Source organism: Nocardia sp. NPDC058640, from assembly GCF_042716995.1.
GTDB lineage: Bacteria > Actinomycetota > Actinomycetes > Mycobacteriales > Mycobacteriaceae > Nocardia.
Window position 1 is genome coordinate 599,986 of record NZ_JBHXRG010000001.1, and the last position, 12,313, is coordinate 612,298.

10 protein-coding genes are annotated in these 12,313 nt (G+C 66.5%); 6 read left to right on the forward strand and 4 right to left on the reverse strand.

The genetic code is table 11. The features are described 5' to 3' along the window. Positions 1–179: 179 nt before the first annotated feature. Positions 180–1,283, forward strand: a complete 1,104-nt coding sequence (locus ACFWU5_RS02945; protein ID WP_379266207.1) for a metallophosphoesterase — start codon at positions 180–182, stop codon at positions 1,281–1,283. Between the two features lie 91 nt (positions 1,284–1,374). On the opposite strand, the gene ACFWU5_RS02950 is transcribed toward ACFWU5_RS02945, so the two are convergent. After that, positions 1,375–2,088 (reverse strand): LppP/LprE family lipoprotein, encoded by a 714-nt coding sequence (locus ACFWU5_RS02950; protein WP_379265968.1) that lies wholly within the window; start codon positions 2,086–2,088, stop codon positions 1,375–1,377. Between the two features lie 172 nt (positions 2,089–2,260). On the opposite strand from ACFWU5_RS02950, the gene ACFWU5_RS02955 reads away from it, so the two are divergent. Genes ACFWU5_RS02955 through ACFWU5_RS02970 form a run of 4 tightly spaced genes read left to right on the forward strand, consistent with a single transcriptional unit; the run spans position 2,261 to position 7,910 of the window. Then, on the forward strand, positions 2,261–2,620 hold the full coding sequence (locus ACFWU5_RS02955; RefSeq protein WP_379240394.1) for a PadR family transcriptional regulator: 360 nt from the start codon (positions 2,261–2,263) through the stop codon (positions 2,618–2,620). Then, a complete protein-coding gene (locus ACFWU5_RS02960) occupies positions 2,611–3,948 on the forward strand; it encodes a permease prefix domain 1-containing protein (RefSeq protein WP_379265969.1) in 1,338 nt (445 codons plus the stop codon). Before ACFWU5_RS02955 ends, ACFWU5_RS02960 begins: the two co-directional genes overlap by 10 nt. A gap of 47 nt (positions 3,949–3,995) precedes the next feature. Beyond that, positions 3,996–5,393, forward strand: coding sequence for a 3' terminal RNA ribose 2'-O-methyltransferase Hen1 (locus tag ACFWU5_RS02965; RefSeq protein WP_379265970.1), 1,398 nt, complete (start codon positions 3,996–3,998; stop codon positions 5,391–5,393). Continuing rightward, entirely contained in the window at positions 5,394–7,910 is a 2,517-nt protein-coding gene (locus tag ACFWU5_RS02970) for a polynucleotide kinase-phosphatase (RefSeq protein ID WP_379265971.1), read from the forward strand. It begins immediately after the preceding gene. A gap of 22 nt (positions 7,911–7,932) precedes the next feature. On the opposite strand, the gene ACFWU5_RS02975 is transcribed toward ACFWU5_RS02970, so the two are convergent. Both ACFWU5_RS02975 and ACFWU5_RS02980 read right to left on the reverse strand, forming a co-directional pair. Continuing rightward, on the reverse strand, positions 7,933–8,577 hold the full coding sequence (locus ACFWU5_RS02975; protein ID WP_379265972.1) for a dihydrofolate reductase family protein: 645 nt from the start codon (positions 8,575–8,577) through the stop codon (positions 7,933–7,935). Between the two features lie 63 nt (positions 8,578–8,640). Next, positions 8,641–9,657, reverse strand: coding sequence for a fatty acid desaturase family protein (locus ACFWU5_RS02980; protein WP_379265973.1), 1,017 nt, complete (start codon positions 9,655–9,657; stop codon positions 8,641–8,643). Positions 9,658–9,971: 314 nt separating this feature from the next. Here ACFWU5_RS02980 and ACFWU5_RS02985 point away from each other — a divergent pair, with 314 nt between their 5' ends. After that, entirely contained in the window at positions 9,972–11,747 is a 1,776-nt protein-coding gene (locus ACFWU5_RS02985) for a lipase family protein (RefSeq protein WP_379265974.1), read from the forward strand. 40 nt (positions 11,748–11,787) lie between these two features. Here the strand turns inward: ACFWU5_RS02985 and ACFWU5_RS02990 are convergent, their stop codons facing one another. Further along, positions 11,788–12,222 (reverse strand): hypothetical protein, encoded by a 435-nt coding sequence (locus ACFWU5_RS02990; protein ID WP_379265975.1) that lies wholly within the window; start codon positions 12,220–12,222, stop codon positions 11,788–11,790. Positions 12,223–12,313: the final 91 nt, after the last annotated feature.

Consider the following 12,313-nt stretch of genomic DNA (forward strand, 5'->3'; position numbering starts at 1 on the left):
TAGCGGGCCACAGATCCCGCCGGTGCATCGAATTGTGCAGTGACACAGTCCTCTTCACGTCTATCGCCCACCATCGACGCAGGCCCGTAGGTTCCGCCGCTACCCTGGGAAGTCGATCAGTGGCCGCGCCCGGCCGCCCTGCCCAGAACGGGACCGCCGTGAAGCTCGCCCTACGCCTGATGATGTTCCTGCTGGTCCCAGCGCTGCTGTTCGGCCTGCCCTGGTGGACGCTGGTCTCCGCGCCCACCGACGGCACCGGCCCACTGTTCTGGATCGGGACGGCGATCTGCGTGGCGGGCGCGTTGTGCCTGCCCCTGGCGATGTTCTTCGGGCACGGGCCCGCGCAATCCGACCCTGCGGTGATCGTCGGCGACACCCTGCTCGGTGTGCTGTGGGTGGTGTTCTCGTGGTCGGTGATCGGGCTGTTCGCGCGGGGCGTGTTGGCGGTGGTCGGGGTCGACGGTGCGCGGGTCGTGGCGGTCGGGGTGCTGGTCACGTCGACGGTGCTGGTCGGGTGGGGTGTGTACGAGGCGCGTCGGGTGCCGCGGGTGCGCACGGTCGATGTCGCGATCCGCGGGCTGGCGCAGGGGTTGGACGGGTTGCGCGTCGTGGTCGTCACCGACACCCACTACGCGGCGTTGAATCGGCGACGCTGGTCGGAGCGGGTCGTCGAGGTGGTCAATGCGCAGCGTCCCGATATCGCTTGTCACGCAGGAGATCTCGCTGACGGTTCGGTCGCGAAACGCCAGGCACAGGTCGACCCGCTCGGCAAGGTCGAAGCACCGCTGGGCCGGTTCTACATCACCGGCAATCACGAGTACTTCGGTGACGCGCAGGGCTGGATCGACTACATGGCGTCGCTGGGCTGGCAGCCACTGCACAACCAACACAGCGTGCTCACCCGCGACGGCGACCGCCTGGTCATTGCCGGCATCGACGATCCGACCGGCACCAGCCTGCCCGGCCACGGCCCCGATCTGCCCGCCGCCCTGCGCGACACCCCCGCCGACGTGCCGGTGGTTCTGCTCGCCCACCAGCCCAAACAGATCCGCGACAGCGCCGCGGCGGGCGTTGCCCTGCAGATCTCGGGCCACACCCACGGCGGCCAGATCTGGCCGTTCCACTACCTCGTCCGACTCGACCAGCCGGTGGTCGCGGGCCTGAGCCGCCACGAGAACAACACCCAGCTCTACACCAGCCGCGGCACCGGCTTCTGGGGACCGCAGTTGCGAGTGTTCGCACCCAGCGAGATCACTGTTTTGGTGCTGCGTCCCGAGCGCTGACCCGCCGAGCCCGGGTGGGCGAATCGCGAAGGACTGCCCGCGACAGCCGAGCCGCACGCCACACGGGAGCGACTCGCCTGCCAGCGAGAGATCAACGCTGAGGCTGAGTGACCTGCGACGGGAGCGGACCGCTCATCACGACATTGGATCCGTTCCACGAGTAGGTGATCTTCGCGGGTCCACCCTGGGGTGCGGCGAAGGGTTCGTCACCTGCTAGCCACCGATATTCGACGGTGACGGAAGTGCGGTTCGAACCCGCCACCGTGGTGAACGCGTACGGCTCGGAAGTTCCTGTGCCCAGGTACTTTCCGTCGCGGAAGAGCAGGACGTGGATGGGCGCACCGGCTGAATTGCCGCCGATGGCGCGCACCCAGAGCAGCTCACCAGCGCAACTCGGCTCGTTGGGGGAGGCTTGTCCGGCGACCCAGCCACCGCCCAGGCTCGCGAGCGCGTTCTGTACGCCGGTCGAGCCGGTGTCGATGCAGCGACCCGGGCCGCTGATGTCGTTCGCGGGCGCGGGTGCGGGTGCCGACGTGGTGGTCTCGGGCACCGGCGCTACCGTGGGATCCACTGTGGCCGGGGGTGTTTCGATCTCCGGGGCAGTGGTGTCCTCGGGCGCGGGCGTGGCCGCCGGAACTTCGGTGCCCGGTGCGGGAACTCCGGTGCCCGGAGCCGGCTTCGCCGACGACGCAGCGGTCGAGCGAGGCGTCGAAGTGCCTGTGCCCGAACCGGTTCCGTCGGTGCAGCCGGTGACCATGGCCACGGCAACGGCGATCAGCGCGCTCATCCGAACTGCGTTCTTCATGGTTCCTCCTGTGTCCCCTACCCGCGGTTGCGCGGTGTATGCAGGTTTCATCGAGGCGCCGGGCACTGCCGTTAGGCCGTTGAACGAAATCCTCACCCTAGGGTGCGACATCATCACCCTGATACCTAGAGGTGCTAGGTTATGACCTAGACGTTCTACGTATAGGAGTCCGATGCGCATAGACAAAGACCTGGTGGCGGCCTCGGCGACGCCGCTGGTGCTCGGGATTCTGGCCGACGGCGAGTCCTACGGTTACGCCATCCTCGAGCAGGTCAACCAGCTGTCACACGGGAAAATGCAGTGGACCGACGGGATGCTCTACCCCCTGCTGCACCGGCTGGAACGGCAGGGGCACGTGTCCTCGACCTGGCGGGTGTCCGAGGGCGGACGTCGACGCAAGCACTACTTGATCACCGATTCAGGCCTGGCCGCGCTCGCCGAACGACAGGCGCAGTGGCGCGTGGTCGGCGAGGCATTGGAGCAGGTCTGGCGCGGCGGAACACAGCCGTTCGCGGCGAAAGGATGGGCGTGATGGAGTTGCAGGTGCTCATCGACCAGTGGCGCGGGTATGTCCAGCGACATCGCGCGATCTCGGTTGCCGACGTGGACGAGATGGAAGACCATCTGCGCGAACGGATTTCGACGCTCGAGGATGCGGGACTGTCCGGCGACGAGGCGTTTCTCGTCGCGGTCAAACGGATGGGCAGCATGGATGCCATCTCGCGGGAGTTCGCGCGGGAGCACTCCGAAAGACTGTGGAAGCAGCTCGTTCTCGTGCCCGACGAGTCCGACAGTGGCGCGAGCAAACGGGAACTGATGGTGGTGCTCGGACTCGCTGTCGGCGCGGCGCTCGCATTGAAGGCTGGGTTCACCTGGCTCGAGGGATCCACCCTCGCACTCAACATCAGCCTGCTCGTATTACCTTTCCTCGCAGGCTATTTCGCATGGAAGCGACAGGTTTCCGCCCGCGTGGCCGCCGTGCTGGTCGTGCCGTTCGTGGTCGCCGCGCTGATTCTGAACCTGTATCCGTTCGAGCCCGAGGGCGCGACCGAGATCATCGCCGGGATCCACGCGCCGATCGCGCTGTGGTTCGTGGTCGGGCTCGCGTATGCGGGCGGGGATTGGCGTTCGGGTCGGCGTCGGATGGATTTCATCCGGTTCACCGGCGAATGGTTCGTCTACCTGACCTTGCTGGCGCTGGGCGGTGGCGTGCTGATCGGGCTGACGGTCGCCACCTTCGACACCCTCGACGTGACGATCGAACCGATCATCGAGGACTGGGTGCTGCCGTTCGGGGTAGCGGGTGCGGGAATCGTCGCAGCCTGGCTGGTCGAGGCCAAACAGAACGTCGTGGAGAACATCGCGCCGGTCCTCACCCGGGTCTTCACCCCGCTCACCATCGTCATGCTGTTCGCGCTGCTGGTCGCCCTCGTGTCCACCCGCAGCCTGACGAATATCGACCGCGAGATGCTCATTCTGATGGACCTGATCCTCGTGCTGGTGCTGGGCCTGCTCCTCTACACGATCTCCGCCCGCGACCCGCTCGCCGCTCCCGGCTTCTTCGACCGTCTGCAACTGGTGCTGGTGGTCACTGCCCTGGCCGTGGACGTGCTCATGCTGGCCGCCATGCTCACCCGCATCGCCGAATTCGGCTCCACCCCGAACAAGGTGGTCGCCCTCGGGCTGAACGTGGTGTTGCTGGTGAACCTGGCGTGGTCGGCGCACCTGAGCTTCGGATTCCTGCGCGGCAAGAAGGGCTTCGCCGATCTGGAACGCTGGCAGACCGACTACCTGCCGGTGTACGGCGTGTGGGCCGCCGGCGTGATCATCGTCATCCCGCCGACGTTCGACTTCGTCTGAGTCGCCGCCGGGCGAAAATCGCTGGCGGGGCGTGACAGGATCGGTACGTGCTCCTGACAATCACTACGACTCACACGCCGGCGACGGACCTCGGATACCTCGTGGTCAAGCATCCCGATCGCGTGCAGTCGTTCACGACCACCGGCGGCACGGCCCATGTGTTCTATCCACAGGCCGATGTCGACCGGTGCACGGTCGCGCTGCTGCTGGAAGTCGATCCGGTGGAGTTGGCACGACCGTCCAAGGGGCACAACGGGTCTGCACTCGGTCGCTACGTCAACGATCGCCCGTATGTGGCGTCGAGCCTGCTGTCGGTGGCGTTGGGGAAGGTGTTCCGGTCGGCGTTGAACGGGACCAGTCGCGACCGCGCCGAGCTGGCGGACATGGCGATTCCGTTGGAGATCGAGGTCCCCGCGGTGCCGTGTCGAGGTGGCACGGAGATCGTCGAGCGACTGTTCGCCCCGCTGGGCTGGACGGTGTCGACCACGTCGGTGCCGCTGGATCCGGAGTTTCCGGAGTGGGGCCCCTCGCCGTACACGCACCTGCGCCTGACCGGGACGATGCGGCTGGCCGAAGCGCTCAACCACCTGTACGTGCTGCTGCCGGTGCTCGATGACGCCAAGCACTACTGGGTGGACGCCGACGAGGTCGCCAAGCTGTTGCGCGCGGGCGAGGGGTGGCTCGGTGCGCACCCCGACCGCGAGATGATCGCGCGACGGTATCTGGCCGGGCGGCGAACGTTGACGCTGTCGGCGCTGGAACAGTTGCGATCCCGCGACGAAGTGATCGATGATGCCGAAATCCCCGGTGACGCAGTCGAACGCGTCGAAGCGGCCGAGCGGAAGACGCCGCTGGTCAAGCTGCGCAAGGAAGCCGTGCTGGCCGCTCTGGCCGAGACCGGTGCCACCCGCGTGCTCGATCTCGGTTGCGGCCCAGGCGCTTTGCTGCTCGCACTGCAAGCCGAGCCCAGGTTCACCGAGATCGTCGGTGCCGATGTGTCCAGTGCCGCGCTGTCGATGGCGGAGCGCCGCTTGAAGTTCGACCGGATGCCGGACCGGCAGCGCGCCAGGATCAAGCTCATCCAGTCGGCGCTGACCTACCACGACAACCGCCTGCAGGGCTTCGACGCGGCGGTGCTCATGGAGGTGATCGAACACGTCGACGAGTCCCGACTGCCCGCGCTAGAACGCGCCGTATTCGGCCATGCCGCACCGGGTTCGGTGATCGTGACGACGCCGAACGTGGAATACAACGTCAACTACGAGACCCTGCACGGCCACCGCCACGACGATCACCGATTCGAATGGAGCCGTGCGGAATTCGCCGCGTGGTGTGCTCGCGTCGCCGAAACCTTCGGCTACACAGTCGAAATCCGCCCGGTAGGCGACCACGATCCACAGTCCGGCTCCCCCACTCAGCTCGCGCTCTTTCGGAAGGCCGCGTAAATGAACATCGACCTCCCCGAACTGTCGCTCATCGCCCTGATCGGCATCTCCGGCTCCGGCAAATCCACCTTCGCCGCCGAGCACTTCAAGCCCACCGAGGTGCTGTCGTCCGACGTCTTCCGCGGCCTGGTAGCCGACGACGAGAACGACCAATCCGCGACCAAGGACGCCTTCGACGCGCTCGGTCACATCGCCGGGATCCGGCTGCGCGCCGGGCGACGGGTCGTCATCGACGCCACCAACGTGCAGAAGCACGCGCGCGCCGAATTGGTCGCGCTGGCACGGTCTTTCGACGTGCTGCCGGTCGCGATCGTGATCGATACGCCCGAAGCTGTTGCGTGGGAACGGACTCAGGGCCGCACCGACCGCACGTTCGGGCGCAACGTTCTGAAGCGGCAGAGTCAGGACCTGCGGCGATCGCTGCGCGAACTCAGCCGTGAAGGCTTTCGGAAGGTGCACGTCGTCAGCGATCCGTCCGACGTGACGATCACCTACGAAAAGGCCTGGAACGACCGTCGCGAACTCACCGGCCCGTTCGACATCATCGGCGACGTGCACGGCTGTCGAGCCGAATTGGAAACGCTGCTGGGCGAACTCGGCTGGACGCTGGTTCGTGACGAGCAGGGTCGGCCGGTCGATGCCACGCACCCGGAGGGGCGTCAGGCGGTGTTCGTCGGCGATCTCGTCGACCGTGGACCCGATTCGCCGGGCGTGCTGCGGTTGGTGATGGGGATGACCGGCAGTGGCAATGCTTTGTGCGTGCCGGGCAATCACGAGCAGAAACTGCTGCGGAAGTTGCGCGGCAAGAACGTCACTGTGTCGCACGGCTTGGCCGAGACGCTCGAGCAATTGGACAGTGAGACACCGGAATTCGTCGCTGCCGCCATGCAGTGGATCGACAAGCTGGTCAGCCACTTGCGATTGGATGACGGACGACTCGTCGTCGCGCACGCCGGACTCAAGCAGGAGTACCACGGTCGGGCATCCGGGCGGGTCCGCGACTTCTGCCTCTACGGCGAATCCACCGGTGAGACAGACGAATACGGTCTGCCGGTGCGTTATCCGTGGGCGCGCGACTATCGCGGTGCGGCGACGGTCGTCTACGGCCACGTGCCAACGCCGAAGATCGAGTGGATCAACAACACCGTGTGCCTGGACACCGGCGCGGTGTTCGGTGGCAAGCTCACCGCGATGCGGTACCCGGAGAAGACGTTCGTCGCGGTCCCGGCCGCACAGGTGTACTACGAACCGATCAAGCCGCTGGTTGCCGAATCCGCCCGCGACAACGAAACTCTCGACCTCGCCGATGTCACCGGTCGCAGGCACATCCGCACCGACCACGGCACGGTGATCGTCGACGCCGAAAACTCCGCTGCCGCACTGGAAGTGATGAGCCGGTTCGCCATCGACCCGCGCCTGCTGCTGTGGTTGCCGCCCACCATGTCGCCGCCGTCCACCTCGACGGTCGAGGGCTATCTCGAGTACCCCACCGAGGCATTCGCCGACTATCGCGCGGCCGGGGTCGACAAGGTGGTGTGCGAGGAGAAGCACATGGGTTCGCGGGCCGTGGTGCTCGTGTGCCGCGAAGAGGCGGAAGCTCGTTTCGGCGTCGGCAACGGGTGCACCGGGGCGATCTACACCCGCACCGGACGTTCGTTCTTCAACGATTCCACGCTGACCGAAACGCTGCTTGCCCGCGTACGCGCCGCTGCCGCACCACTTTTCGACGAGCTCGACACCGACTGGCTGCTGCTGGACTGTGAACTGCTGCCGTGGTCCGCCAAGGCAGCCGGCCTGATCCGCACGCAGTACGCCGCCGCCGGTGCCGCCGCTCGCTCCGCACTGCCGTCCGCGGTCTCCGCACTCGAAGCCGGCCTGGCCCGCGGACTGGACCTCGGCGAACTGCGCGACCGCACAGCAGCCCGCGCCGAGAACGCGACCGCCTTCACCCAGGCCTACCGCCAATACTGCTGGCCGACAACAGGTCTGGAAGGCGTCCAGATCGCACCGTTCGCCCTCCTAGCTTCCGAAGGCGCCACCTACGCCGACCGCGACCACGGCTGGCACCTCACCATCAGCGACCGCCTGGTCGCCGCCGACCCCGAAACCTTCCGCCCCACCGGCCGCCGCATCGTCGACCTGTCCGACCCCAGCACCGAAGCCGAAGCTACGAACTGGTGGCTCGACCTGACCGCAGCGGGCGGCGAAGGCATGGTCATCAAGCCCTACGCCGGCCTGGCCCACCGCACCAAGGGCAAACTCGCCCAACCAGGCATCAAATGCCGAGGCCGTGAATACCTGCGCATCATCTACGGCCCCGACTACACCTCACCCGAACACCTCACCCGCCTGCGCGACCGAACCCTCAGTCGCAAGCGAACTCTCGCCCTGCGCGAACACACCCTCGGCCTGGCAGCCCTGGATGCGGTCGCGACGGGCGAACCGCTGTGGCGAGTACACGAACTCGTGTTCGCCGTCCTGGCAATGGAATCCGTGCCCACCGACCCTAGGCTCTGAATGCGGTAAGTCTGCGCGCTACTTATCGACGCCAGAAGAAGTGGTGTGTCACGCCGCTGGGGCTGGGGATCTGTTCGTGGTGGAAGCGGTCGTCGTATTCGTCAGGACTTGCCCAGAGTCGTTCGCCCGCACCGATTTCCACCGGCGCTACGGCGATGTGCATCGCGTCGATGAGGTCGGCGGCGAGGAACTCGCGGACCGTGGCGACGCCGCCGCCGATGCGAACATCCTTGCCGTCGGCGGCGTCGAAAGCTTGGGCGAGCGCCTCCTTGGGGGTGGCGTCGACGAAGTGAAAGGTGGTGTCGCTCAGGGTGAACGACGGGCGCACGTGGTGGGTGAGCACGAACACCGGGGTGCGGAACGGCGGGTTGTCGCCCCACCAACCCTGCCAGTCGTAGTTCTCCCACAGACCACGCTGGGGTCCGAACTTGTTGCGGCCCATGATCTCCGCGCCGATATTGAAGGTGAAGTCGCGGGTGATGTAGTCGTCGAGGCCGTAGGTGCCGCCGGGGTCGGTGCGGTTGGGCCAGTGCGCGGTGGCGCCCGCCCAGTACATGAGGTCAGCGGGGTTGGCGTGACCGAAGGGGCGCTCGAAACTCTGCCCCTCCCCCGCGCCGTACCCGTCACTGGAAATGGTGAAGTTCTGAACGCGGACCATCTGAGCCATCGGCGTGCCCTCTCTGATTGCGATCTGCAAGCAGTAACGAACGTATCCTCGCCCAAGTTACCGCTAGCGAGCTGCCTGGCGACCCACTTCGTTGAGGTGGGTCATCGCCTGCCGGTAGGACTCGACAATGCCTGTCTCGCAATAGGGCACGCCGATCTCGGCGCAGAACTGCGCGACCATCGGTTGCGCGTGGCGCAGGTTCGCGCGCGGCATCGACGGGAACAGGTGGTGTTCGATCTGGTAGTTCAGGCCGCCCATCGCGGTATCGACCAGGAAACTGCCGCGCACGTTGCGTGAGGTCAGGACCTGGCGACGCAGGAAGTCGGTGTTGTCGCCGTCGGGCAGAACCTCCATGCCCTTGTGGTTGGGGGCGAAGGTGGAGCCCATGTACAAACCGAACAGGCCCTGCTGAACTGCGATGAACAGCAACGCTTTTCCGGGCGAGAGCACCAGGAACGCCGCCGCGATGATGCCGATGAAGTTGGCGGCCAGCAGCGCACCCTCCCAGACACGGTTCGGGATCGGCCAGCGGAACACCGCGACGATGCTCTTCCAGTGCAGACTGCCGCCTTCCAGCAGCAGCAACGGGAAGAACAACCACGCCTGGTAGCGGAAAATGAAACGCCGCCAACCCTTTCCGGCCTTCGCACGGTCGCCGGAGAACGCGAGCACACCCATCGCATCCGGGTCCATGCCCTCGGTGTTGGGGTGGGCGTGGTGGCGGTTGTGATTGCTGGTCCACCAACCGATACTCAGCCCGATCATGAGGTTGCCCGCGATCAAGCCGTACACATAGTTGGCCTTGCGACCGGCGAAGATCTGCTTGTGCCCGGCGTCGTGCCCGAGGAACGCGATCTGCGAGAACACCGCGGCCAGGAACACATCGACCGCCAGCGTCCACCACGAGTCACCGAGCGCGAAGAAAGCCGCCCAACCAGCCACGAAAGCGCCCGCGGTCAGCGCGCTCTTCCACCCGTAATACCGCAACCGCCGGTCCAAAAGGTCCGCCTCCCGGATACGGCGCAACAGGACCGAGAACTCACTGCCACGCACGGGGACGACATCAGACGCAATAACCACGGCACAAGCATGGCGCATCGATGCCACGCGCGGGTGAACGGGTTGCAGATCGGTGAAGACTGATCGCCTTCGACCCGAGAAACTCGCGTTTTGCCCGCGGCCGCGGCGCTGGACGAACTCCCGTCGCGCCAGTTCGGTCCGGCGGTGTCGGCGACGCACGCGGCCGCGTTGCCGAACACGTCGGCGACGAGGCGAAACGGCGCGGTGGCCGATTACTGGCTCGGCAACGCCTGTCTGAGCAGCTCAGACGATATTCTTCGATCTCCCGATCAGGGATCGGGGTGCTTGTCGTAACCGCGGCGAACGAGGCTGAGATGAGCGACGATCCGTTGAACGGCGAGGGCGAGCGCGGCGGAGGGAATTCGATCCGCGGTCGAGTGCTGGGCGCGACTGCTCTTCGCGTTGCGATCGGGATCGCGGCCGTCGCCGTCGGTGCGCTGCTGTTTCTCGCGCCGATGCGGGTGCAGGCGGTTGCCCTGGTGACCGGTGTCGGCTTCGCGTTCGTGGGGGTCGCCTCGGCGTTGATCCCGCGGGGCGTGCGTGGACCAGCGCGCGTGTTCGGTGGGGTCCTCGTTGTGCTCGGTGTTGCGATGGCGATCTGGCCGAGTGCGGGGGCGCCAGGGCTGGCGTTTCTCATCGGTGCGGCGTTGATCGTGCACGGGCTGCTCGCCGGGTGGCAGGAGGTGCGGGGCGACGAGGGCCTCGATCGACGGATCAGCACGGCGCTGCTCGCGCTCGCGAGCATCACGGTCGGCGTCGTCTGCTTTGCCTGGCCCGTGCTGACTCTCGTGGTGTTCCGGTTCGGGGTGGCGGCGTGGTTCGTTTTCCTCGGGTTGCAGTTGATTGTCGACGCGCTGCTCGGTCATCGCAGGCACGCGGCGCGCGGATGGCCCCGAACTCTCACTGCCGCAGCGGCATTCGTGATCGCGGTGCTGCTCGCCTACGGAACCATTCGGATCTTCTCCGGCGTCCCACTCCCCCAGCCCGGACCTTTCTACACCGCCCCCGACAACGTGCCCGCCGAACCCGGCCGACTGCTTCGCGCCGAACCGTTGGACGAGGGCGTGCCAGAGGGTGCGCGCGGATGGCGAATCCTTTACACCACAACACATCCCGACGGCTCCGCCGCCATTTCCAGTGGAACGATCCTCGCCCCCGAGAACACCGCTGCCGACCCGTTCCCACTCCTCACCGTCGCCCACGGCACCACCGGTATCGCGCCCAAGTGCGCGCCGTCGCTCGGTGCGGAGCCGTTCGCCGACGGCGCGGGGACCGCGATGCAGCAGATGGTGACACAACACGGCTGGGTCGCGGTGACGTCGGACTACATCGGGCTCGGCACGCAGGGCACCCACCCGTACCTGGTCGGCGACGCCGAGGCGCGCAATGTTCTCGACGCCTCGCGGGCGGCACAGCAATTCGACGAGATCTCCACGACCACCGACACCGTGGTGTGGGGGCATTCGCAAGGCGGCCAGGCGGCGCTGTGGACCGGGCAGATCGCCCACAGTTACGCCCCCGAACTCCACATCAAAGGTGTCGCAGCCTTCGCGCCCGCCGCCGACCTGTTCGGCCTCGCGGAAGCGGACAAATCCGAGGTCGGCGGCAAAACCATCTCCGCCTACATCGCGAACACCTGGAACACCCTCTACCCCGAACTCCAGCTCGCCGACCACCTGACCCCCGGTTCGAAACACGGCGTCGAGAAGATCCGCGACCTGTGCTTCAACGGCAAAGACGCGCTGCCCGCGATCCTGCGCGGCTCACAAATCCCGAACCAGGTCTTCCCGGACCGACTCCTCGACGGTGAGTTCGGCACGCTACTGAAACGCCAGACCCCCGTCGGCCCCTTCCCCGCCCCGGTACTGGTCGCCCAAGGTCTCGCCGACCCGCTCGTGAAACCACCGCTGCAGCAGAATTGGGTCGACGCCCGCTGCACCGCGGGTATACCGATCGACTACCGCACCTTCCCCGGCCTGAGCCACATGAGCCTCGTAGCCGCCGACTCACCGCTGACCCCACAGATCGTCGGGTGGACACTCGACCGCTGGACCGGCGCCACCCCGACCCCGACCTGCGGCGTTGGGTAGTCCAGCGGCCGAGCCAGTTCGGGCACCCACTCGAGCGGAGCTAAGGCGTGTAGACCATGTACACCTCGAATCTGAAGCCGAGGTCCGTCTCGTGCACGTCCACCTGCAGGCACAAGTCGCTACGGCCTTCTTCGGCTGTCCACAGATCGACAAGAACTTCCCAGCGCTTGTCGCCCTGCCACATGGTGCACGAGCTTTCCCATGTTCGATCGGAGAGCTCGACCAGGGTCGCTCCGTAGGATTCGATGTTGCCTCGAATGTGCGCCTCCAGGTCGTCCGAGATCGGCTCGACGGAGTCGATTTCACCGATCAGCGGGAAGTCGTTGCGCGCTAGCGCTACAGCGATCGAGTGAAGGACGGGGCGCCAGACGCCGGGGACGGGGCGCTGGATGTCGTCTTTGACGGGGTACCGGCTGTACTCGGTAGTCATACGCGGGTCGCCGTGCTGATCAGGAGAGCTCATGCCGCCCATCATTGCGTTCTGCTTGGTCGAGGCGAAACGATCAGGTGGCGCGGTATGCCAGCGGCCTTGTCGGTGGTTGTCAGCCGCGGCCTCATTCCATGTC

Excerpts from the sequence above, each read along its gene's own strand:
- ACFWU5_RS02985 (WP_379265974.1), top strand. The coding sequence starts at position 9,972 with ATGAGCGACGATCCGTTGAACGGCGAGGGCGAGCGCGGCGGAGGGAAT.
- ACFWU5_RS02975 (WP_379265972.1), bottom strand. The coding sequence starts at position 8,577 with ATGGCTCAGATGGTCCGCGTTCAGAACTTCACCATTTCCAGTGACGGG.
- ACFWU5_RS02960 (WP_379265969.1), top strand. The coding sequence starts at position 2,611 with ATGGGCGTGATGGAGTTGCAGGTGCTCATCGACCAGTGGCGCGGGTAT.
- ACFWU5_RS02950 (WP_379265968.1), bottom strand. The coding sequence starts at position 2,088 with ATGAAGAACGCAGTTCGGATGAGCGCGCTGATCGCCGTTGCCGTGGCC.
- ACFWU5_RS02990 (WP_379265975.1), bottom strand. The coding sequence starts at position 12,222 with ATGATGGGCGGCATGAGCTCTCCTGATCAGCACGGCGACCCGCGTATG.
- ACFWU5_RS02970 (WP_379265971.1), top strand. The coding sequence starts at position 5,394 with ATGAACATCGACCTCCCCGAACTGTCGCTCATCGCCCTGATCGGCATC.
- ACFWU5_RS02955 (WP_379240394.1), top strand. The coding sequence starts at position 2,261 with ATGCGCATAGACAAAGACCTGGTGGCGGCCTCGGCGACGCCGCTGGTG.
- ACFWU5_RS02945 (WP_379266207.1), top strand. The coding sequence starts at position 180 with ATGATGTTCCTGCTGGTCCCAGCGCTGCTGTTCGGCCTGCCCTGGTGG.